At 57.4% G+C, this 19146-nt stretch carries 21 protein-coding genes; 12 read left to right on the forward strand and 9 right to left on the reverse strand.

The window, feature by feature from the left end:
- Position 1: 1 nt before the first annotated feature.
- Positions 2 to 955: a signal peptide peptidase SppA gene (gene sppA, locus GGQ73_RS13330; protein ID WP_174151771.1), complete on the reverse strand. Its 954-nt coding sequence runs from the start codon at positions 953 to 955 to the stop codon at positions 2 to 4.
- A gap of 243 nt (positions 956 to 1198) precedes the next feature.
- On the opposite strand from sppA, the gene lptC reads away from it, so the two are divergent.
- From lptC to ptsN, 6 genes are all read left to right on the forward strand, one after another.
- On the forward strand, positions 1199 to 1876 hold the full coding sequence (gene lptC / locus GGQ73_RS13335) for an LPS export ABC transporter periplasmic protein LptC (RefSeq protein WP_174151770.1): 678 nt from the start codon (positions 1199 to 1201) through the stop codon (positions 1874 to 1876).
- 13 nt (positions 1877 to 1889) lie between these two features.
- Positions 1890 to 2465, forward strand: a complete 576-nt coding sequence (locus tag GGQ73_RS13340; RefSeq protein WP_183896744.1) for an LptA/OstA family protein — start codon at positions 1890 to 1892, stop codon at positions 2463 to 2465.
- A 34-nt stretch (positions 2466 to 2499) separates the two neighbouring features.
- Positions 2500 to 3288 carry an LPS export ABC transporter ATP-binding protein gene (lptB, locus tag GGQ73_RS13345; protein ID WP_174151935.1) on the forward strand — a complete coding sequence of 263 codons (789 nt, stop codon included), beginning with the start codon at positions 2500 to 2502 and terminating at the stop codon, positions 3286 to 3288.
- 180 nt (positions 3289 to 3468) lie between these two features.
- Positions 3469 to 5010, forward strand: coding sequence for an RNA polymerase factor sigma-54 (gene rpoN / locus GGQ73_RS13350; protein ID WP_183896745.1), 1542 nt, complete (start codon positions 3469 to 3471; stop codon positions 5008 to 5010).
- 224 nt (positions 5011 to 5234) lie between these two features.
- The gene (gene hpf, locus GGQ73_RS13355) at positions 5235 to 5813 is read left to right on the forward strand and encodes a ribosome hibernation-promoting factor, HPF/YfiA family (RefSeq protein WP_045230146.1); all 579 of its coding nucleotides are present in this window, start codon (positions 5235 to 5237) and stop codon (positions 5811 to 5813) included.
- A 78-nt stretch (positions 5814 to 5891) separates the two neighbouring features.
- Positions 5892 to 6353, forward strand: a complete 462-nt coding sequence (ptsN, locus tag GGQ73_RS13360; RefSeq protein WP_174151767.1) for a PTS IIA-like nitrogen regulatory protein PtsN — start codon at positions 5892 to 5894, stop codon at positions 6351 to 6353.
- A gap of 128 nt (positions 6354 to 6481) precedes the next feature.
- Here ptsN and GGQ73_RS13365 read toward each other — a convergent pair whose 3' ends face one another.
- The 3 genes from GGQ73_RS13365 to hrcA form a co-directional block, all read right to left on the reverse strand.
- Positions 6482 to 6775: a hypothetical protein gene (locus GGQ73_RS13365; protein WP_174151766.1), complete on the reverse strand. Its 294-nt coding sequence runs from the start codon at positions 6773 to 6775 to the stop codon at positions 6482 to 6484.
- A 486-nt stretch (positions 6776 to 7261) separates the two neighbouring features.
- A complete protein-coding gene (gene grpE / locus GGQ73_RS13370) occupies positions 7262 to 7897 on the reverse strand; it encodes a nucleotide exchange factor GrpE (protein ID WP_174151765.1) in 636 nt (211 codons plus the stop codon).
- A 112-nt stretch (positions 7898 to 8009) separates the two neighbouring features.
- Positions 8010 to 9101, reverse strand: a complete 1092-nt coding sequence (hrcA, locus tag GGQ73_RS13375) for a heat-inducible transcriptional repressor HrcA (RefSeq protein ID WP_174151764.1) — start codon at positions 9099 to 9101, stop codon at positions 8010 to 8012.
- A 161-nt stretch (positions 9102 to 9262) separates the two neighbouring features.
- Here hrcA and rph point away from each other — a divergent pair, with 161 nt between their 5' ends.
- From rph to hemW, 3 genes are read left to right on the forward strand one after another with little or no spacing between them, the layout of a single operon-like run.
- Positions 9263 to 9979, forward strand: a complete 717-nt coding sequence (rph, locus tag GGQ73_RS13380) for a ribonuclease PH (RefSeq protein ID WP_174151763.1) — start codon at positions 9263 to 9265, stop codon at positions 9977 to 9979.
- 18 nt (positions 9980 to 9997) lie between these two features.
- On the forward strand, positions 9998 to 10642 hold the full coding sequence (gene rdgB / locus GGQ73_RS13385; protein WP_174151762.1) for an RdgB/HAM1 family non-canonical purine NTP pyrophosphatase: 645 nt from the start codon (positions 9998 to 10000) through the stop codon (positions 10640 to 10642).
- Positions 10642 to 11847, forward strand: a complete 1206-nt coding sequence (hemW, locus tag GGQ73_RS13390; RefSeq protein ID WP_183896746.1) for a radical SAM family heme chaperone HemW — start codon at positions 10642 to 10644, stop codon at positions 11845 to 11847. The genes rdgB and hemW overlap by 1 nt, the downstream gene beginning before the upstream one ends.
- Here hemW and GGQ73_RS13395 read toward each other — a convergent pair.
- On the reverse strand, positions 11810 to 12199 hold the full coding sequence (locus GGQ73_RS13395; RefSeq protein ID WP_327786323.1) for a metalloregulator ArsR/SmtB family transcription factor: 390 nt from the start codon (positions 12197 to 12199) through the stop codon (positions 11810 to 11812). The two genes, hemW and GGQ73_RS13395, sit on opposite strands and share 38 nt — an antisense overlap.
- A 97-nt stretch (positions 12200 to 12296) precedes the next feature.
- Between GGQ73_RS13395 and GGQ73_RS13400 the strand changes: the two genes are divergently transcribed.
- Positions 12297 to 12791 (forward strand): SRPBCC family protein, encoded by a 495-nt coding sequence (locus tag GGQ73_RS13400; RefSeq protein WP_183896747.1) that lies wholly within the window; start codon positions 12297 to 12299, stop codon positions 12789 to 12791.
- Positions 12788 to 13333 (forward strand): hypothetical protein, encoded by a 546-nt coding sequence (locus GGQ73_RS13405; protein WP_183896748.1) that lies wholly within the window; start codon positions 12788 to 12790, stop codon positions 13331 to 13333. Before GGQ73_RS13400 ends, GGQ73_RS13405 begins: the two co-directional genes overlap by 4 nt.
- Positions 13334 to 13611: 278 nt before the next feature.
- Here the strand turns inward: GGQ73_RS13405 and dnaA are convergent, their stop codons facing one another.
- The 4 genes from dnaA to mutM all read right to left on the reverse strand — a co-directional run bounded on the left by dnaA (position 13612) and on the right by mutM (position 18190).
- On the reverse strand, positions 13612 to 15081 hold the full coding sequence (gene dnaA, locus GGQ73_RS13410; protein WP_412762980.1) for a chromosomal replication initiator protein DnaA: 1470 nt from the start codon (positions 15079 to 15081) through the stop codon (positions 13612 to 13614).
- An 866-nt stretch (positions 15082 to 15947) separates the two neighbouring features.
- Complete coding sequence (rpsT, locus tag GGQ73_RS13415) at positions 15948 to 16214, reverse strand: 30S ribosomal protein S20 (protein WP_045230155.1); 267 nt, start codon at positions 16212 to 16214, stop codon at positions 15948 to 15950.
- 288 nt (positions 16215 to 16502) lie between these two features.
- Entirely contained in the window at positions 16503 to 17276 is a 774-nt protein-coding gene (locus GGQ73_RS13420; protein WP_183896749.1) for an enoyl-CoA hydratase, read from the reverse strand.
- Positions 17277 to 17293: 17 nt separating this feature from the next.
- Complete coding sequence (gene mutM / locus GGQ73_RS13425) at positions 17294 to 18190, reverse strand: bifunctional DNA-formamidopyrimidine glycosylase/DNA-(apurinic or apyrimidinic site) lyase (protein WP_174151756.1); 897 nt, start codon at positions 18188 to 18190, stop codon at positions 17294 to 17296.
- 143 nt (positions 18191 to 18333) lie between these two features.
- On the opposite strand from mutM, the gene ubiE reads away from it, so the two are divergent.
- The gene (ubiE, locus tag GGQ73_RS13430; protein ID WP_174151755.1) at positions 18334 to 19110 is read left to right on the forward strand and encodes a bifunctional demethylmenaquinone methyltransferase/2-methoxy-6-polyprenyl-1,4-benzoquinol methylase UbiE; all 777 of its coding nucleotides are present in this window, start codon (positions 18334 to 18336) and stop codon (positions 19108 to 19110) included.
- Positions 19111 to 19146 lie beyond the last annotated feature (36 nt).

The raw sequence follows: 19146 nt of genomic DNA on the forward strand, positions 1-19146 counted from the left end.
TTTATCGTTCGCCAACCTGCCAAACCGAAACAAGACCGTCAAGAAACAACTTGTCGGCGCCCAGCTGGTGCGGCACGTTAAATGGCAGGAATTGGTCATATCCGAGCACCTTGGCGATACCGGCAATGCTCAGGAGCGATAATGGCGATCTTTGTGACGGCGCGGTCCACTCCACGATCGGGAGATCCTTGGCAACCTTGCGGCTGTCGAAATAGGCGCGAATTTCCTTTTCGCCGCCCAGGGTATCGATCAATTTCACCGCAAGCGCCTGGCGGCCAGTGAAGATCGAGCCATCGGCAAGCTTCAAGACGTCCTCGCGCGGCAGCTTGCGACGGTCGGCCACCAGATCGACGAACCAGCCGTAGCTGTCCATGATCATGTTGCGGATCATGGTTTTGGACTCTTCCGGCGGCTCATGGAAGGGCGACGGTTCAGCCTTCATCGGCGATGATTTGATTTCCTGCAGCGATACGCCGAGCTTGTCCAGCAGCGGGCCGACTTGCGGATACTGGAAGATGACGCCGATGGAACCGGTGATCGAGGTGTCGCCTGCAACGATCGTATCGGCTGCGGTCGCGATCATGTAACCGGCGGAAGCAGCCAGGGTGCGCACATCTGAAACAACCGGTTTCTTTTCGGCAACGGCGCGGATGGCCTTGAAAATACGCTCGCCGCCATAGGTGGTGCCACCGGGCGAGGAAATCGAGACGATCAGGCCCTTGGCGCTGTCGCTATCGGCAATCTTTTGCAACCGCTCCAGAAGTTCGGTATCGTCCTGGATCAGACCGGTGATCTCGATACGCGCAATGTGCGGGCGAGTGCTTTGCTGTGGCGGCGTCAAAGCGAAGCGGTAGAGCGCAAAAAGACCCACAACCAGAAGAAGGACGACCGTGACACGCCAGAAGGTCAGCTTGCGTCGCAACTGCCTGCGGTCTGCGATTGCCATCTGATCCATTTACCCGCCTTCGCTATAGAGTGTTCACAGCGTCTGAAGTTCGCCATATGAGCCTTGTAGCCACCTCTTGCAAGGAAACAAACGGGAAAGCATCGTTTTGATAAAAATATCGTGGCCCTTGCGATGTTTCCGAGAAAAACCATATTGGCAGAGCACGCCACGCGTGCCACACCCGACGTTGCAGCGAATGATGGCGCCCGATTTTATTGAATGGTACCGTATCGACACCCGGATTTTTAGCACATGCTTGAGCGACTAAGCCAACCAAGTCCCAGTTTCGCGTCGTCCCATGGACACGCCGATACCTATGCCATGGCGTTGCGCCATTCCGGCCGGGTGCGAAAACTCAAGGTCATCCTTCCGCTGGGCGCCGCCATCATATCGCTGTCCTTCATCGCGGTTTCGCTCGTGCGGACATGGGTACCGGACGAGGTCACGCTCGAAAGTTCGAAGGTGGAAAACGGCAAGCTCGTCATGGAAAAACCCGCGCTTGCCGGGCGCAACAACAGTGGTTTCGACTATTCGATGAATGCGGAGCGGGCGCTCCAGGATATCGCCAGCCCCAACCTGATGACGCTGGAGAAGGTTTTGGCTGCATTGCCCATGAACGACATCGTGGCGCAGGTTGTAGCGCAGGAAGGTCTGTTTGACCGTGCAACAAATAAGTTGCAAATGATGGCACCCTTTGACATCAATCTCAGCAATGGATTACAAGCAAAGTTCCAGTCTGCAAATGTCGATATGAAAGCGGGAACGATGGAAACGGACAAGCCTGTTTTCGTGAAGACCCAGGAAGGCTCGATCAATGCGGAAAGTTTACGCATTGCAGATAATGGTAAAACGATTACATTTTCGGGGCAGGTACGAGCTCGTATCGCTGCATCGACCATTCAGAACGCCGGCCAGAACGCTGGCAAGTGAGAGCCCGACCCAGATGATGCAGATTTTGCGCACAGCCCGTCATACCAACGCCGCCTGTTTTGCCGCCGTTGCAATTGCATGTCTTGCGGGCACCGCAGCCGCGCAATCCACCACGAGCAACATGGAAGGCCTCAAACTTTCCAATGACCAGCCTATTGCCATCGAAAGTGATCAGCTGGAAGTGCGCGACCAGGAGCACAAGGCTTACTTCACCGGCAATGTGAAGGTGGTGCAGGGGACGACGACCCTGCAGGCAGGCAAGATGACCGTGCTCTATAAGAGCAAGGACGGGAACACAGCCGAAAATGCCTCGATCACCGGCGGAAATGCCGACATCGAAAAGATTTTCGTCGACAACTCCGTTTACCTCACGTCCGGAACGCAAAAGGCGACAGCCGACAAGGGTGAGTTCGACATGGCGGCGCAGACCTTCATTCTCTCGGGAAAACAGGTGGTCCTGTCGCAGGACACGAATGTTTTCACCGGTTGCAAACTGACGGTTTTCATGACGACGGGTCAGGCAAAGCTGGAAAGCTGTGGCGGACCGGTTCGCATCATGCTCGACCCGAAATCGCAGAAAAAGCAGTAGTCTTTAGCCCGTGAAAATCCAATCCATTTCAAAACTGTTTGGCGCAGGCTCGTCGCGCGCATCGGAAACGGACAATCTGTCCGAAGACAAGGCGCGCTATGAGGGTACCCTGATCGCTCAGGGCCTGACCAAGACCTACAATACGCGTCGCGTTGTCAATGGCGTGTCGCTTGTCGTGCGCCGTGGTGAAGCGGTCGGACTTCTGGGACCGAACGGTGCTGGCAAGACCACCTGTTTTTACATGATTACCGGTCTCGTACCCGTCGATGCCGGCAAGATCGCCATAAACGGCAATGATGTGACCAACATGCCGATGTATCGCCGGTCGCGGCTGGGCGTGGGCTACCTTCCCCAGGAAGCATCGATCTTTCGCGGACTGACCGTGGAAGACAATATTCGAGCTGTTCTGGAAGTTCATGAACGCGACGAAAAGAAGCGCAATCGCAAGCTCGATGAGCTGCTGGAAGAATTCCACATTTCGGCCCTGCGCAAGTCGCCTGCCGTTGCCCTTTCGGGCGGTGAGCGTCGTCGTCTCGAAATCGCGAGAGCGCTGGCAACAGATCCGACCTTCATGCTGCTGGACGAGCCTTTTGCCGGCGTCGACCCGATCTCGGTCAGCGACATCCAGAATCTCGTGCGTCACCTGACGGCCCGCGGCATCGGTGTGTTGATCACCGACCACAATGTGCGTGAAACGTTGGGCCTGATCGACCGCGCCTATATTATCCACGCGGGTGAAGTTCTGACCCATGGCAGGGCATCGGAGATCGTCAACAACGCCGAAGTTCGTCGCCTTTATCTGGGCAATAATTTCAGCCTGTGACGAATGCACGATAAAAGTGACGTGGGCGCCTCTTTCCCCGAAAAGATTCTGCCTCCCCGCCCGCAAGTGAGCTTGACCAAACCTCAATAAAAAGCAATTTTTGGGCCAAGTCAGACTTTGGCGCCGAAACATCGTGAAAAAAGCGGCGCTAAAGGGGTTTATGGGAGTTTAGCGTCCGCCATGGCCTTGTCCGCCAGTCTTTTGTTGCGTCAAAACCAGTCTCTGGTCATGACCCCACAACTGATGCAGTCCATTCAGCTGCTTCAGATGACGCATATTGAGCTGACGCAATTCATCGCCCAGGAAGTCGAGAAGAACCCGCTGCTTGAAATAGTGGCAAACGATATCGATTTGGGCACCGCCCCGCTGGACGATGGCTTTGATCGGCACAGCGAACCGCCAGAGCCGAATTCGGACCCGTCACAGGAGGCGGACGAGTGGTACGGTGACCGCGCAAGCACGCTGAACGAACAGCTGGACACCAATTTCGAAAACGTCTTTCAGGATGATACCGCGCCGGCAAAGGCCGACGCGCCGGAGCTTGTCGGGCAATGGAAGTCCATGCCGGGAGCGGAGGCGGGCGAGTCCTACGATCTCGACGATTTCGTTGCGAGCAAACCCAGCCTTCGAGACCATATCGGCCAGCAACTTCCCTTTACCGTGCCCGTGCCGCAGGACAGGATGATTGCGGATGCCTTGCTCGATCACCTTGATGAGACGGGCTATCTCCCTGTCGATGCGATAGACGATATTTCTGACCGTCTGAGCGCCTCGAAAGCCGACATCGAACGCGTGCTTCACGCGCTGCAGACCCTTGACCCCCCGGGCATTTTTGCGCGCAGCTTGAGTGAGTGCCTTTCCATTCAGCTTGCACAGAAAGATCGTCTCGATCCGGCGATGAAGGCGTTTGTCGGTCATCTGGAGCTTCTGGCAAAGCGTGATTTCGCCTCTCTCAAGCGGCTCTGCGGTGTTGGCGAGGACGATCTTCTGGATATGCTGGCCGAGATCCGCGCTCTCAATCCACGCCCGGGCGCTGGTTTCGAGACGGGTATTTCGGAAACCATTGTCCCTGACATCGTCGTGCGGCCCTCCATCGATGGTGGCTGGTTGATCGAGCTCAACCCGGAGACGTTGCCACGTGTTCTGGTCAATCAGACCTATTTTTCAGAAGTGTCCAAAGTCAAGACGCGCAACGGCGAGGATGGAGAGTTCCTGTCCGAGTGCATGCAGACCGCCAGCTGGCTGACCCGCAGCCTGGACCAGCGCGCCAGAACGATCATGAAGGTCGCAAACGAGATCGTGCGCCAGCAGGACGCGTTTCTTCTCCATGGCGTCGATCATTTGCGCCCGCTCAATCTCAAGCAGGTGGCGGATGCGATCAAGATGCATGAATCGACCGTCAGTCGGGTCACATCGCGAAAATACATGCTGACGCCACGCGGACTTTTCGAGCTGAAATATTTCTTCAGCGTTTCGATTGGCGCTGTCGAAGGCGGCGATAGCCACTCGGCCGAAGCGGTGCGTCATCGCATCAAGATCATGATCGCGCAGGAAGCGCCCGACGACGTTCTATCGGATGACGATATCGTCAATAATCTGAAGAAAAGCGGTGTCGAACTGGCGCGTCGAACGGTCGCAAAATATCGTGAGGCGATGAATATTCCGTCGTCCGTACAACGACGCCGGGAAAAGAAAGCCATCGCAAAAGTTGCGACGGCGTAACGAATTCTTTATATATTTCAATTTGTTAATAATCCCGTTTGACTCTTGACCCCTCCAGCGTTAGAAGCTCGCCGCACAGACGGCAGGATGCCGATCAACGCAAAAGTGTACGCCACGCTGAGGCGCCAAACAGGAATGAGACTGAAAGTCTCTCGAAACGCTTGGATGAGCGTCTGGCTTAACGTAAGCTGTTACACGCAAATCACTGAAAAAGGAAAAATTCCATGAGTGTGCGTGTATCTGGTAAACATATGGATATCGGCGAATCGTTCCGTCAGCGGATCGAGGACAACATTAGCCTGGCGATTACCAAGTACTTTGATGGGGGGTATTCTGGTCAAGTAACCGTGGAGAAATCCGGCGCGGGTTTCGCAGCCGATTGCAAGATACATCTCGATACGGGTGTCGTCTTGCACGCAGCGGGACAAGCCAATGATCCACAGGCGAGTTTCGATGCGGCAGCCCAGCGGATAGAAAAGCGGCTTCGCAGATACAAGAGAAAATTGAAGGACCACCATCACAACGGTGCGTCGGCCAACGGCATTCTGGAAGAGTTTCCCTATACCGTCATGGATGCCGTCCCGGATGAGGATGACGAACTGCCGGAAGATTTCGCTCCGACCATCGTTGCTGAAACCTCCAAGCAGGTCAAAACCATGACCGTTGCAAGCGCCGTCATGGCGCTCGACATGACAGATGAGCCGGTGCTGCTGTTTCGCAGCCCAGCCAAGGAACTGAATATCGTCTACCGTCGGACCGATGGAAACATCGGCTGGATCGATGCAGCGACGATAAAGAACTGAACAGTCTGACAAGGCACCGGGGGTGCGGCCGCATGGCGGCACCTCCGGCCCGTTTCGATCGCATGAAGGATATAGAGAATGGCGTTGGCAGATTTGCTGCAACAGGATGCGATTATTCCCGCCCTCAGAGTGAATTCCAAAAAGCAGCTTCTTCAGGAATTGGCGGCCCGAGCCTCACGAATCACAGGCGTGGCCGAGCGGGAAGTGTTTGACGTCATCTTGCAACGTGAGCGGCTGGGTTCGACCGGCGTCGGTCACGGTATCGCCATTCCCCACGGAAAGCTTGCCAGCATCGACCACATCGTCGGCGTTTTCGCACGTCTCGAAAATGCCGTCGATTTCGAAGCCCTGGACGATCAGCCCGTCGACCTGGTGTTTCTGCTGCTCGCACCGGAAGGCGCCGGTGCCGATCACCTGAAGGCGCTGTCGCGCATTGCGCGGGTGCTGCGCGATCCCGAGCTGGTCGCCAAACTGCGCGCGACCGAATCCGACACCGCGATCTTTACCTTCCTCAACCAGGAACAGGCCAACGCCGCCTGACATGTCCGTTGGTCTTGCCGTTCGGCTAGAGCATTTCCGGCGATCCATGGATCACCTGCAACGCTCCATCTGTTTGTTTTTCCGCAATTGCGGATGCGAAACCGGTTCCGACTTTCTCTACAATCGGTCTATTGCCCGACGTCCCGCTCGATTTTCATCTCGGCCATCCGGTCATCCAGCCTGCGCAACCGCTCAAGGCTTGGAAGACCCAGTTCGTGGCGCGGCGTGTTGTCGGGCGGCATAAGTGTGTAAGGCTGCGGCTCCTTCCACACGGGCGGATTGGTCTTGCGCAGATGATAGAGGTAGAGCGCTGCAAAGCCCAGCGCGAAGACGCAGGGCATATAGATCGCGAGCACCTTCACCTGATCGGACATCATGCGGAAGGTGTGTAAGAGATCGGCAAAGAAGCTGTAGGATTCCATCACATTTCCCCATCGTACATGGTGCTCACGCGGAAAAACGCGCAGCAACCGGCCATTCTGTCGAAACGGGAGATCGACCACCGGAGGAAACGGACCTCTGGTGGCCGGGGAGTTAGAAAGCCGCAAGTGAACGACCGCCCTGACCTTTAGGCTCGCGCCTTGGACATACGTCAGGACCTCCCCAGCCATAGGAAAGGCAGAGGAATTGCGTATAGCAACAATAGACCGCCTCAGCCACAAAACTATGGCTGAGGGGTGTCATTACGGCCGACACCGGCCGTCACTTGAGGGGTTTCTATGCCCCAAGACCGGTCCGTTACGCCCGGTCTCGCTGCAACCATAGCGAAAGTTGTACTGAGGGGAAATAGCTATTTTTCGTGTCTTAGAGCAAAGCCCCGTCTTATGCGCGAGGCGTACCCGTCAGACGATGAAGCGCTCTGGAGGTGTTGGGGTCACCCGCCGTTCAGGTGACCCGAAGTGCCTCCATCATGCGTCTTTTTCGTTGACGCTGCTCGTGCCTGGCTCGGCTGTGGCCGGTGCATCACCCTTCGGTCCACCCTTGGCAACACCCACCATTGCGGGCCGCAGCACACGGTCACCGATCGTGAAACCGGCCTGAACCACCTGCACGACAGTATTGTTGGGAACAGCCGTGTTGGGAATTTCAAACATCGCCTGATGGAAGTTCGGGTCGAACTTCTCGCCTTCCGCATCCATCTTGCGCACGCCGTGGCGCTCCAGCGCCGACAGCATCGAACGTTCGGTCATATCGACACCTTCGATGAGACCCGCGATGCCTGCTTCCGAATTTGTCTTCAGCTCTTCGGGGATCGTGTCGAGCGCGCGGCGAAGATTGTCGGATACGGCCAGCATGTCGCGGGCAAAGCCTGCGACGGAATAGGCCTTGGCATCCTTCACCTCTCGCTCGGTGCGGCGACGCAGGTTGTCCATCTCGGCAGCAAGACGCAGGAATTTGTCGCGCAGATCAGCATTTTCAGCCTTCAGCACGTCGATCGGATCGGGCTCGGACGTTTCAGGCGCATCATCTTCGACAGCCATTGCCTCGAGTGCCTCGTCTACGACGTCTGCGTCAGGTCCGTTTTTCTTGGTATCGTCGGTCATGACGTTCTCCAGCTCTACATCTGTTATGGGTTGAGCCCGATATCGAGGTTTACCATGCAAAAATCAAGGCTTGCGGGCAAACCATCTCCTATTCGGTAGCAGGTTTTCGAGATCAGCGCCGTTTGCCGGCCAGCCGGGCCATGATCTGGGCCGTATAATCGACCATCGGCACGATGCGCGAGTAATTGAGCCGCGTCGGCCCGATCACGCCGACGGCACCGACGACACGGTTTTCATCGTCCCGGTAGGGCGCAACGATCAGCGAGGAACCTGACAGCGAAAACAGCTTGTTCTCCGAGCCGATGAAAATTCTGACGCCCGAACCGGTTTCAGCCAGGTTGAGGACCTCGATCAGATTGTCCTTGCGCTCGAGATCATCGAACAGCAGCCTCACACGGTCGATATCTTCTTCGCCGGCGAGCCCTTCCAGAAGGTTGGAGCGTCCCCGAACAATCAGCCGCCCCAGCTTACCCTCCTCATTGTCGCCGGACCAAACCGCAAGACCGCGCGTCACGAGATCCTGCGCCAGCGTGCTCAGCGCCGCCTGAAGCTCGGATTTCTGTTCCAGCAGCTGGGTGCGCAGTTCCGGCAGCGTTTGTCCGGCCAGATGGGCGTTGATGAAATTGGCGGCCTCCGTCAATTGCGACGACGTGATTCCGGCGGGTAGTTCGATGATGCGGTTTTCGACCTGGTTGTTGTCGCCCACCAGAATGGCCAAGCCCTTGGTTGGTTCGAGGCGAATGAACTCCACATGCTTCAGCACCGCGTCGCTCTTGGTCGTCAACACCAGACCCGCGCCACGCGACATGCCGGACAGCATGCGGCTGGCCTCCGTCAGCAAGCCCTCGATCGGCTGCTCGCGGCCTGAGACAGGGCCGATCTGGCGGTCGATGCTGGCACGCTGCTCGGCAGGCAGATCGCCCACCTGCATGAAGGCGTCCACGAAAAAGCGCAACCCGATCTGCGTTGGCAGGCGGCCCGCGCTGATATGCGGTGAATAGATCAGGCCGAGTTCTTCCAGATCGCTCATCACATTGCGAACGGATGCGGGCGACAGCGACATGGGCAGAACGCGCGACAGACTGCGCGAACCCAGCGGCTCGCCATTTTCGAGATAGCCTTCCACGATGCGCCGGAAGATTTCGCGCGAGCGATCATCCAGCAACGCACCCGGTTCTTTTCCGATCGGAGGAGAAATGCTCATTACGTCCGTTCTTCATCCCGTCAGTTCATGGCAGGAATATAGTCGCTTGCGCGCTTAAGTAAAAACGGAAATTCCGCATATGCCCTGCACCGACCCGCTTTTCCTTTGCAAAACGGCCGGTGCGGCCTTAGAAGGCGGAGATCAAAACGGAGACGAACCAGATGCGGCCTTCAGGCAGAAAAACCGATCAGATGCGCAAAGTGTCTTTCGAGCGCAATTTCTCGAAGCATGCAGAGGGCTCCTGTCTGGTCAAATTCGGCGACACGCATGTCCTCGTGACCGCCAGCCTTGAAGAAAAGACGCCACCATGGCTGCGCAACAGCGGCAAGGGCTGGGTCACTGCCGAATACGGCATGCTGCCCCGCTCCACCAACGAGCGCATGCGCCGTGAGGCCGCGTCCGGCAAGCAGGGTGGCCGCACGCAGGAAATCCAGCGCCTCATCGGACGGTCGTTAAGAGCGGTGGTCGATCTTCAGGCGCTGGGCGAACGCCAGATCAGCATCGACTGCGACGTCATCCAGGCCGATGGTGGAACCCGTACGGCGTCCATCACCGGCGCATGGATTGCCCTTCACGATTGCCTGAAGTGGATGGAAACCCGCAACATGATCAAGGTCGAGAAGGTTTTGAAAGACCATATCGCCGCGATATCCTGCGGCATCTTTGCCAGCCAGCCGGTGATCGATCTCGATTATCTCGAAGATTCCTCGGCCGAAACAGACGCCAATTTCGTCATCACCGGTTCGGGTGGCATCGTTGAAATTCAGGGCACGGCCGAAGGCGCACCGTTCAGCGAGGAGGAGTTCCTGACGCTGCTGGGCCTTGCCAAGACAGGCTGTGCGGACCTCGTCGAGCTGCAAAAACAGACGATTGCCTGAGCCAGGAACGCGAAACCCATGCGCAAACTCGACACCAGAACCATCGTCGTTGCCAGCCACAACAAGGGCAAGATCGCCGAAATCGCCGATCTGATCGGCCCTTTAGGCTTTTCCGCCAAGTCTGCGGCGGAGCTGAATTTCGCCGAGCCCGATGAAACCGGCACAACATTCGAGGAAAACGCCGCCATCAAGGCGCTGGCCTCTGCGCGGGCGTCCGGATTGCCATCGCTGTCCGACGATAGCGGTCTGGTGATCGATGCGCTTGATGGCAATCCCGGTGTCTACACCGCCAACTGGGCGGAAACGGCTGACGGCACGCGTGATTTCGACATGGCGATGCAGAAGGTGGAGGACGCCTTGCAGGAACGCGGCGCGACCGAGCCTTCCGCCCGCACCTGCCGCTTCGTCAGCGTCCTGTGCCTGGCCTGGCCCGATGGCCACACCGAATTCTTCCGCGGCGAGATCGAGGGCACCGTCGCATGGCCTCCACGCGGCACCAGCGGCTTCGGCTATGATCCGATCTTCCAGCCGCAAGGCCATGACACGACATTTGGCGAGATGACATCCGACGAGAAACACGGCTGGAAGCCGGGCGATCCCCAGGCGCTCTCGCACCGCGCCCGCGCGTTCAAGACATTCGTCGAAACCTGTCTGGACGCATGATGATCGATCTTGGGAGCAGGTTCTCCCCTGCCCCCGATGCGACACTGCTGCCTGACACCGGTGAGCCGGGTTTCGGCATCTACGTGCATTGGCCATTTTGCGCCGCCAAGTGCCCCTATTGCGATTTCAACAGCCATGTCCGCCACAAGCCCGTGGATCAGGAGCGTTTCGTTGCTGCTTTCTTGCGGGAAATGGAAACGATGCGCCAATTGAGCGGCGCAAAGGTCGTCACCAGCGTTTTCCTGGGCGGCGGCACGCCCTCGCTCATGGACCCGCAGACGGTCGGCGCCATCATGGATGGCATCGCCCGTTTCTGGCATATGCCCGATGGCATCGAAATCACCATGGAAGCCAACCCGTCCAGCGTGGAGGCAGAGCGGTTTCGCGGCTACCGCGCCGCTGGTATCAACCGTGTCTCCATGGGTGTGCAGGCTCTCAACGACCGCGACCTCAAGTTTCTGGGCCGTTTGCATGATGTCGCAGATGCGTTGAAAGCCATCCGGCTTGCCCGCGAAATCTTCCCACGCATGTCCTTCGACCTCATCTATGCCCGGCCCAACCAGACGGTGGAGGAATGGGAAAAAGAGCTTGTCGAGGCCATCTCCTATGCGGTCGATCACCTGTCGCTCTACCAGTTGACCATCGAGGAAGGCACGGCCTTTTACGGTCTGCACAAGGCAGGCAAGCTGATCGTACCGGATGGCGACCAGTCGGCCCTTCTCTATGAGGCGACGCAGGACATCACCGCCCGTCACGGCATGCCGGCCTATGAGGTATCCAATCACGCCATACCGGGTGCTGAAAGCCGCCATAACCTGACCTATTGGCGTTACGGCGATTACGCCGGCATCGGCCCCGGCGCGCATGGACGCCTGACCACGGGCGGCGCAAAACTTGCGACCGCCACGCAGCGCCACCCGGAAACATGGCTCGAAAGCGTCGAGCGCGATGGTCACGGCATTCTGGATCAGGAGATGCTGGGTGTCGAGGAACAGTCCGACGAGTTGCTGCTGATGGGCCTGCGCCTGCGTGAAGGCGTGGATCTTGCCCGCTGGAGCGACCTCTCCGGTCGCGATCTTGACCCCGACAAGGAAGACTTTCTTCTCCAACACGGCTTCATCGAGCGTCTGGGCAATTCACGCCTGCGCTGCACGCCGTCGGGCATGCTCATCCTCGATTCGGTGGTGGCTGATCTGGCGTGTTGATGTCGCTCCCTTGGTCCGACGCGGCACCCCCATCTTTTTCCTGCGCCTTACGCGCATTCTCCGCGCTTTCGCGGCGAAGCGGTGCGCCGATCGGGCAGATATCCTGCACGAAGCCCGTCAGGCTGTTGGCAAGCGTGTCCGATACTTGCCGGTAATAGACATACTTGCCCCGTTTTTCCGACGCGACGAGCCCCGCATGCTCAAGCAATTGTAAATGCTGGGAAATAGACGGTTTCGACATATCGAAACGCGCGGCGATATCGCCTGCGTTCATCTCGTGATGCGCGACATAGGCGAGGATTTTGCGTCGGACGGGAGAGGCCAGCGCCTCGAAAATCAACTGTATGGACATAGCGCTTTCTACCATTAATCAATTAGCCAATCAACTAACTGTTGACAGAATTACATTTCGTCGATTACCTAATTGTAGAAATGATGGAGACTTGATCATGCAGATACACTCGCAATGGATTTTCGACTGCGCCCCTCAGCACATCTGGCCGCATTTTTTGCATGCCAAGATGGACAGCTCGAAGCCGTTCCTGTTCCGCCTTGGCATTCCCAAGCCTGTCAGCTGCAAGGTTCTGGAAGGCCATGGCGCACTGGGCAACACCCGCCAGTGCACCACGGATCGCGGCACCATCGACCAGCGCATTCTCGATTACGTCCCCAACCGGAAACTGCGTTATCGCATGATCGACAGCACCGTGTGGTGCAAGGACTGGATCGGCACTCTGGAGGATGAATTCACTCTTGTTCCGATTGGACCCAACACGACACGCGTCGAACGCCGCAGCGATTTTACCGCGCGTGGATTGCTGGCCCCGCTCAGGCAACTGGCGCTGTGGATCGCCTTGAAACAGGCCCATCGCTACGCCTCGAAAAACTGGCGCAGATTGAGCAGCGAGGCGCAAACCGCAGAGCAACGGGAGGTCACGCCATGAAGGATCGTCAGACACCGCAAACCATAGCCCGGATCGTGTATTTCGTCGAAATTCTCGTCTTCGCGGCACCATTCTACCTGACCTACGGAATTCTAGCCGTCATCAGCGCCCCCTATGCGGGACTGCTGATCCTGTTCAGCCCAGCCTGGTTGATGGCCTATCTGATGGACGCAAATGGAGAGTTCGCTCCGGTCATTCTCGTGGGAACAATCGTCATCGCCATCGCTGCATTGTCCCTAACTGGTGTGGTCGCCCTGTGGAAACTGGCAAAGCTCTCCCACATCTATATGTTCAAGGGTGCCGAAGCGCTGTCGAAACATCACCGCGATCTCCGCATCGGTCTCTTCTGCGGTCTCGCGCCGCTCATTTTCACCACCACGGTCATGGCAGCGATTGCCGTCAGCGACGGCGGCTGGACAAGTCTGCCCTTTGCCATCATCGGCGGCGGTACCTTGCTCATCCCGGTCGCCCATCTGTGGCTGGCGATGCCCAACGCTCGCGAAAAGCTCGGCGCAGGCACCGAAACGCCGCTCCTTGCCTAGATCCGGTTTCGTCCCGGCCCGCCGTACAGTCACGTTTGATGACAACAACCAGCCCGACAGAGACAAAATCCGACAGGAGCTGATGCCGACCGCTGCGCCAAAGCGCAAACGTCCCGCGTCGCACCTTCTGGTCGCTCTATTTAAAGATCTCGGACGTCATGACGCGCTAGCGACAACGACACGTAGAAAGACCGGTCACGCCGTTTGAAGGCGGTACCGGTCTCTGACGGGAGCAATGAGAAGGGACAGAGATCGCCGGGTTTCCCCGACCATCTCATTTAAGCGTTGTTTTCGTTGATCAAGCGCTTCAGCAACTCAACCTCATGGCCGAGTTTCGTATCGCCGCCGATCAGTTCCTCAATCTTGCGTACCGCATGCAGAACGGTTGTATGATCGCGCCCGCCGAAGCGACGGCCGATTTCCGGGAAGGAACGCGGCGTCAGCATTTTTGCAAGATACATGGCGATCTGGCGCGGCTTGACGATGACACGGGTGCGACGGTTGGAGACCAGTTCCTGACGCGAGACGTTGTAGTGCCGTGCGACGATGCGCTGGATGTCCTCGATGCGCACACGCTTTGCTTCGCCCGTGCCCACCAGATGGGCCAGCAATTCATCGACACGCTCGATCGACAGGTTGGGCTCGAAGGAGCGACGGAAGATCAGCTGGTTGAAGGCGCCTTCCAGTTCACGGCCGCTCGCGGTCACGCTGCGGGCCACGTGAGAGACGATCTCTTCTGGAATATCGAAGCTCGGATCGTCCTGACGGGCGGTCGCGATCCGCTGTGTGAGCATTTCGTGGCGCATCTCATAATCCGGACCTTCGATTTCGATGGCCATGCCACCCTGAAGGCGCGAGCGAACCCGTGGATCAAGCGATTCCAGCTCCCAGGGCGCGCGGTCTGCAGCCACAACGACCTGCTTGGCGCTGTCGAGCAGCATGTTGAGCAGGTGGCAGAATTCGTGCTGGATCATCTTGCCCTGCAGGAACTGCATGTCGTCGATCACAAGAAGATCGATGTTGCGCAACGTGTCCTTGAGGGTCAGTGCGTCATTGTCACGGATCGCAGTTGCGAAACGCCACATGAAATATTCGGCCGTCAGATAGACGACACGCGGGGTCCGCGGGCTGTCGATGGCGGCATTGGCGATGGCCTGGAGAAGATGCGTCTTTCCAAGGCCCACACCCGCGTGAATGAACAGCGGATTGAAGCGCACCGCACCCGCACCGGCCTCGGCAATGGTCTTTGCGGCGGCCAGAGCCACACGGTTTGATGATCCTTCGACAAAGGTGTCGAAGGTGAAGCGGCTGTCGAGCGGCGATCCGAACAGGGGACCCGCACCCGAATGACGGGTCGCGTGGGCCGATTGCGAAGCGCCCGATATCTGGCCATTCGACGAGGGCTGCGGTGGAATGAACGGCTTTGCACGCTGCGCAGTCGTTGCAGCCTCGGAGACGGGCTGTACCCGCTCTTCGACTGGAGCAGCCCGTGCCGGGCGGCTCGCCGAACGCACCAGGATTTCAACCTTCAACACATCCGCATCCTCGCTCTGAACGAGCGTCGTGATGAGATCGATATAACGGTTGTTGATCCAGGATTTCAGAAAGGTTGTCGGTACGGTAAACCGCACGACGCTCTTGGAGACAGAATGAAGCTTGAGACGCGCGAACCAGCTTGCATAAACTTCCGGTCCGACCTGTGCCTTCAACCGCGCGCTAAAACGTTCAAACAGCGCGTCATGCTTCATATCCTGCTTTTCCCCTGAGATATCCGTATCAGCTGCATCACATGCCTTTGGCGTGCGGTCCCCATTTGCTACCGCACCCATCACCAAATTCAATTGCATATTGCCGCCTTTCAAATTGCCAATCATAGCCTGACGAACAAAAGTCCATCAGGGATACCCCTCGTTTATTCTTGCCTCTCGGACGCCCCCTCGAAAGTTGTCCTCAAGTCCCCGTCTATAGACGCGAGCCGGTTATCCCATTTTCCTCTCCATCATGGAGAGGCCTGCGATGACTCAACGTTGCTTCCACAACACCTTCACAATATCAGTCGATCCAGACACGGTTTCACGTTTCCGCAACCTGAAAGGCTGCGGCCAAACCGACCCCAATACTTGAAAAAACGAACCCGAACAGGACCCGTCCGCAAGGAGCTTGTATCTGCGAACTCAGGATCGAGATAGCTTGTGGATAGACTTCCTTGCCCCTTGTCGAGATGCATTTAGGCAGGATCAGGGGGGGAGATCAATCGCGTTTTTTCTGCAAAGGGAGCGATCTGCCATTGACTCATACAGGCCGTTTTGCATGGCCCGAGGCTCTATCTGGAGAATCTCTTATGAATCAATGAGATTCAATTTCATGGCTTTTTTTTAGGCCGCAAGAACCGAAAAATTAAATTTCGCTTGACCGATGATTGAGGCGACCTTCCGTAAGGTCAGGCAGCTACACTTTTATGGACCTTTTATAAGTATCTGTTTTATAACGATATTTTCCGTCATTGCTTTGACGCATAAATGTCATGCCATGCGCCAACAGGTTAACGAACCGTTAGAAACGAAAAAAGCCCGGTCGTAGGACCAGGCTCTTATCACATTTTCGAAATAGCAGATTAGGCGGAAAGTGCCTTCACGCGCTGTGCCAAACGGGACACCTTACGGTCTGCCGTGTTGCCTGGCATCACACCGCGGGTGGCGGCGCGCTGGATCTCAGGCTGTGCTACTTTGAGCGCTTCTGTTGCAACTGCCAGATCACCCGATGCAATGGCTTCTTCGACCTTGCGAATGAAGCCGCGAACGCGCGAACGACGAGCCTTGTTGACTTCCGTACGGCGAGCGATCTTGCGAGTCGCCTTTTTCGCCGAAGTTGTATTGGCCATGTATGCCTCTCTTCGAATTCAAACCAAAATCCGCAACCACAGGATCAGGTCCTTCAAAGACCTCGCGTTCCAAAGAGTGCGGGAGTAATTGGAACAAGCCGGATGGCTTTTCCTAACCGTGGGCGGGCATATAACCTTAAAGCAGCTGCCCGTCAACGCGCATTTACAGCAAAAACGCTGATATTCCGAATCCTTGGCACCCTTTGAGCCCAAAACGCATGAAGCGCTTTGGGTCGCTGAGCGAAGCTGCGGAGAACCTAGAGCGTTTCCTTGTTAAATGGAAACGCTCTAGCGATTGTCGAAGACAGGTTTTCTCTTCTCCGCGAAAGCCGCCATGCCCTCTTTCTGGTCATTTGTGGCAAACAGCGACTGGAACAGGCGGCGCTCGAACCGCAGCCCTTCGCTCAGAGAGACTTCGAAGGACCGGTTGACGCTTTCCTTGGCCATCAGCACCGAGGCGCGCGACAACGATGCGATGGTGCTGGCGGCATCCACTGCCTCATCCAGCAGGCGCTCCTGCGGCACGATGCGCGAGACAAGGCCTGCCCGCTCGGCTTCCGCTGCATCCATCTTTCGGCCTGTCAGCACCATATCCATGGCCTTGGCCTTGCCCACCGCCTGCGTCAGGCGTTGCGAGCCGCCCATTCCGGGAATGATGCCGAGCGTAATCTCGGGCTGGCCGAATTTGGCACTGTCGGACGCAATGATGAAATCGCACATCATGGCCAGTTCGCACCCACCGCCCAGAGCAAAGCCCGAAACAGCCGCAATGACGGGTTTGCGGCAGGCCGCCACCTCGTCCCAACCGCCCAGGAAATCGCCCAAATAGACGTCGACGAAATCGAGCGACTGCATCTCCTTTATATCGGCGCCTGCCGCAAAGGCCTTTTGCGAACCGGTAATAACGATGGCGCCAATGGAATCATCGCTCGAAAACGACGCCAATATATGCCGCAGCTCTTTCAGCAAGGCGGCGTTCAGCGCGTTCAATGCCTGCGGGCGGTTGAGTGTGATGACGCCGACATTGTCGCGCTTTTCAACGATGAGCGTTTCATAATCCATGATGAGGTCCTCTCGCGTCATTTCTGGCAGGCGGCGCAATAGAAGGTGGAGCGTCCCGCCTGGACGATCCGTTCGATCGTACCCCCGCAACCGGGTGTGGGGCAAGCATGACCCTGCCGGTCATAGACCGAAAAGGAATGCTGGAAATAACCAAGTGTGCCGTCCGTCTGAATATGATCTCTCAAGGACGAGCCGCCGGCTGCGATGGCGTCGGCAATCACCTCGCGGATTTTCTGGGTCAGCTCGACGAGTTGCGCCCTGGGTTTGCCGGTTTTCGTCACCAGCGTGCCAGCGGCTCTCAAAGGCGACAGATGCGACCGCCACAGCGCCTCGCAGACATAGATATTGCCAAGTCCGGCAATGACCTTCTGGTCCAGCAACGTGCTTTTCAGCGGCTGGCTCTTGCCAGCGAAACGGCTTGCCAGATCGTCCGCGCTCAGCGCATTCCCCGTGGGTTCCGGGCCCAGCTCGGCAAAGGCGGGGTAGAGATCGATATGGGCGCGCTCCACCAGATGCATGAAGCCGAAACGGCGCGGGTCATTATAGATGACCTGCTTGGACGAGCCGTCATCGCCGTGCAGATGGAAGATCACATGGTCGTGCTTGCCATCCTTGGAGCGCGCATAGTGGAACTCGCCGGGTGTGTCCGCTTCTGTATCCTGCTCTTCGATCCGGAAGGAGCCGGACATGCCCAGATGCGAGATGATGGTCAGGCCGTCTTCCAGCTCGATCAGCAGATACTTCGCCCGGCGTCCGAGCGACACGATGCGCTTGCCTTCCACCAGCGCCGAAAAGTCTGGCGGGAAGGGAAATCGCAGGTCTGGTCTCGCCAGCGTCAGCTTTTCGACGCGCGCACCTTCCATGGTCGGCGCAAGGCCGCGTCTGACGGTTTCCACTTCGGGCAGTTCTGGCATGACTATCTCACATGTTTACCGCAACGGTCTTGTGATCTCAAACCTGCGGACATACATGTCGCAGGCATCTCATGCCGCAACAGATAGCGCCGCATTCCCGTTTCCGCTATGGTCGGCACCGCAATTAAAGATGGAGACCGCTCATGACCGAAGCCCGCACCACCGCAGATGGCGGCATGGAAACCTCCTACGGCTTTCACAGGGTCGACGAAGGCCAGAAGCAGGGCATGGTCAACGAGGTCTTCCACAAGGTCGCCAAGCGCTACGACATCATGAACGACGTGATGTCAGCGGGCATGCATCGGGTGTGGAAAGATGCCATGATCTCAGCGCTCAATCCACGCAAGGACCCGTCCTACAAGACGCTGGATGTAGCTGGCGGCACGGGTGATATCGCGTTTCGCATCATTGAAGCCTCCAACCACCTGGCGCATTCCACCGTTCTGGATATCAACGGCTCGATGCTGGCGGTGGGCGAAGAACGGGCTGCCAAGAAGAAACTCTCCGACAATCTGACCTTTGTGGAGGCCAATGCGGAAGAATTGCCGTTCGAGGCCAACAGCTTCGACGCCTACACCGTGGCGTTCGGCATTCGCAATGTGCCGCGCATCGATGTGGCTCTGAAGGAAGCCCACCGGGTTCTGAAGCGGGGCGGGCGTCTGCTGGTGCTGGAGTTTTCGGAAGTCGATATGCCGCTTCTCGACAAGGTGTACGATGCCTGGTCGTTCAATGCCATTCCCCGGTTCGGCAAGATGATTACCGGCGATGCCGAGCCCTATCAGTATCTGGTGGAATCGATCCGCAAATTCCCCAATCAGGACGATTTCGCCGCGATGATCCGCACCGCCGGTTTCTCGCGCGTCAGCTATACCAATTATACCGGTGGCATCGCCGCACTGCATTCGGGCTGGAAGCTTTGATCGACATGATGGCTTGCAGCAAGAAGAAGGCATTCG

The sequence above is a fragment of the Rhizobium skierniewicense genome, assembly GCF_014196515.1.
Lineage (GTDB): Bacteria > Pseudomonadota > Alphaproteobacteria > Rhizobiales > Rhizobiaceae > Agrobacterium > Agrobacterium skierniewicense.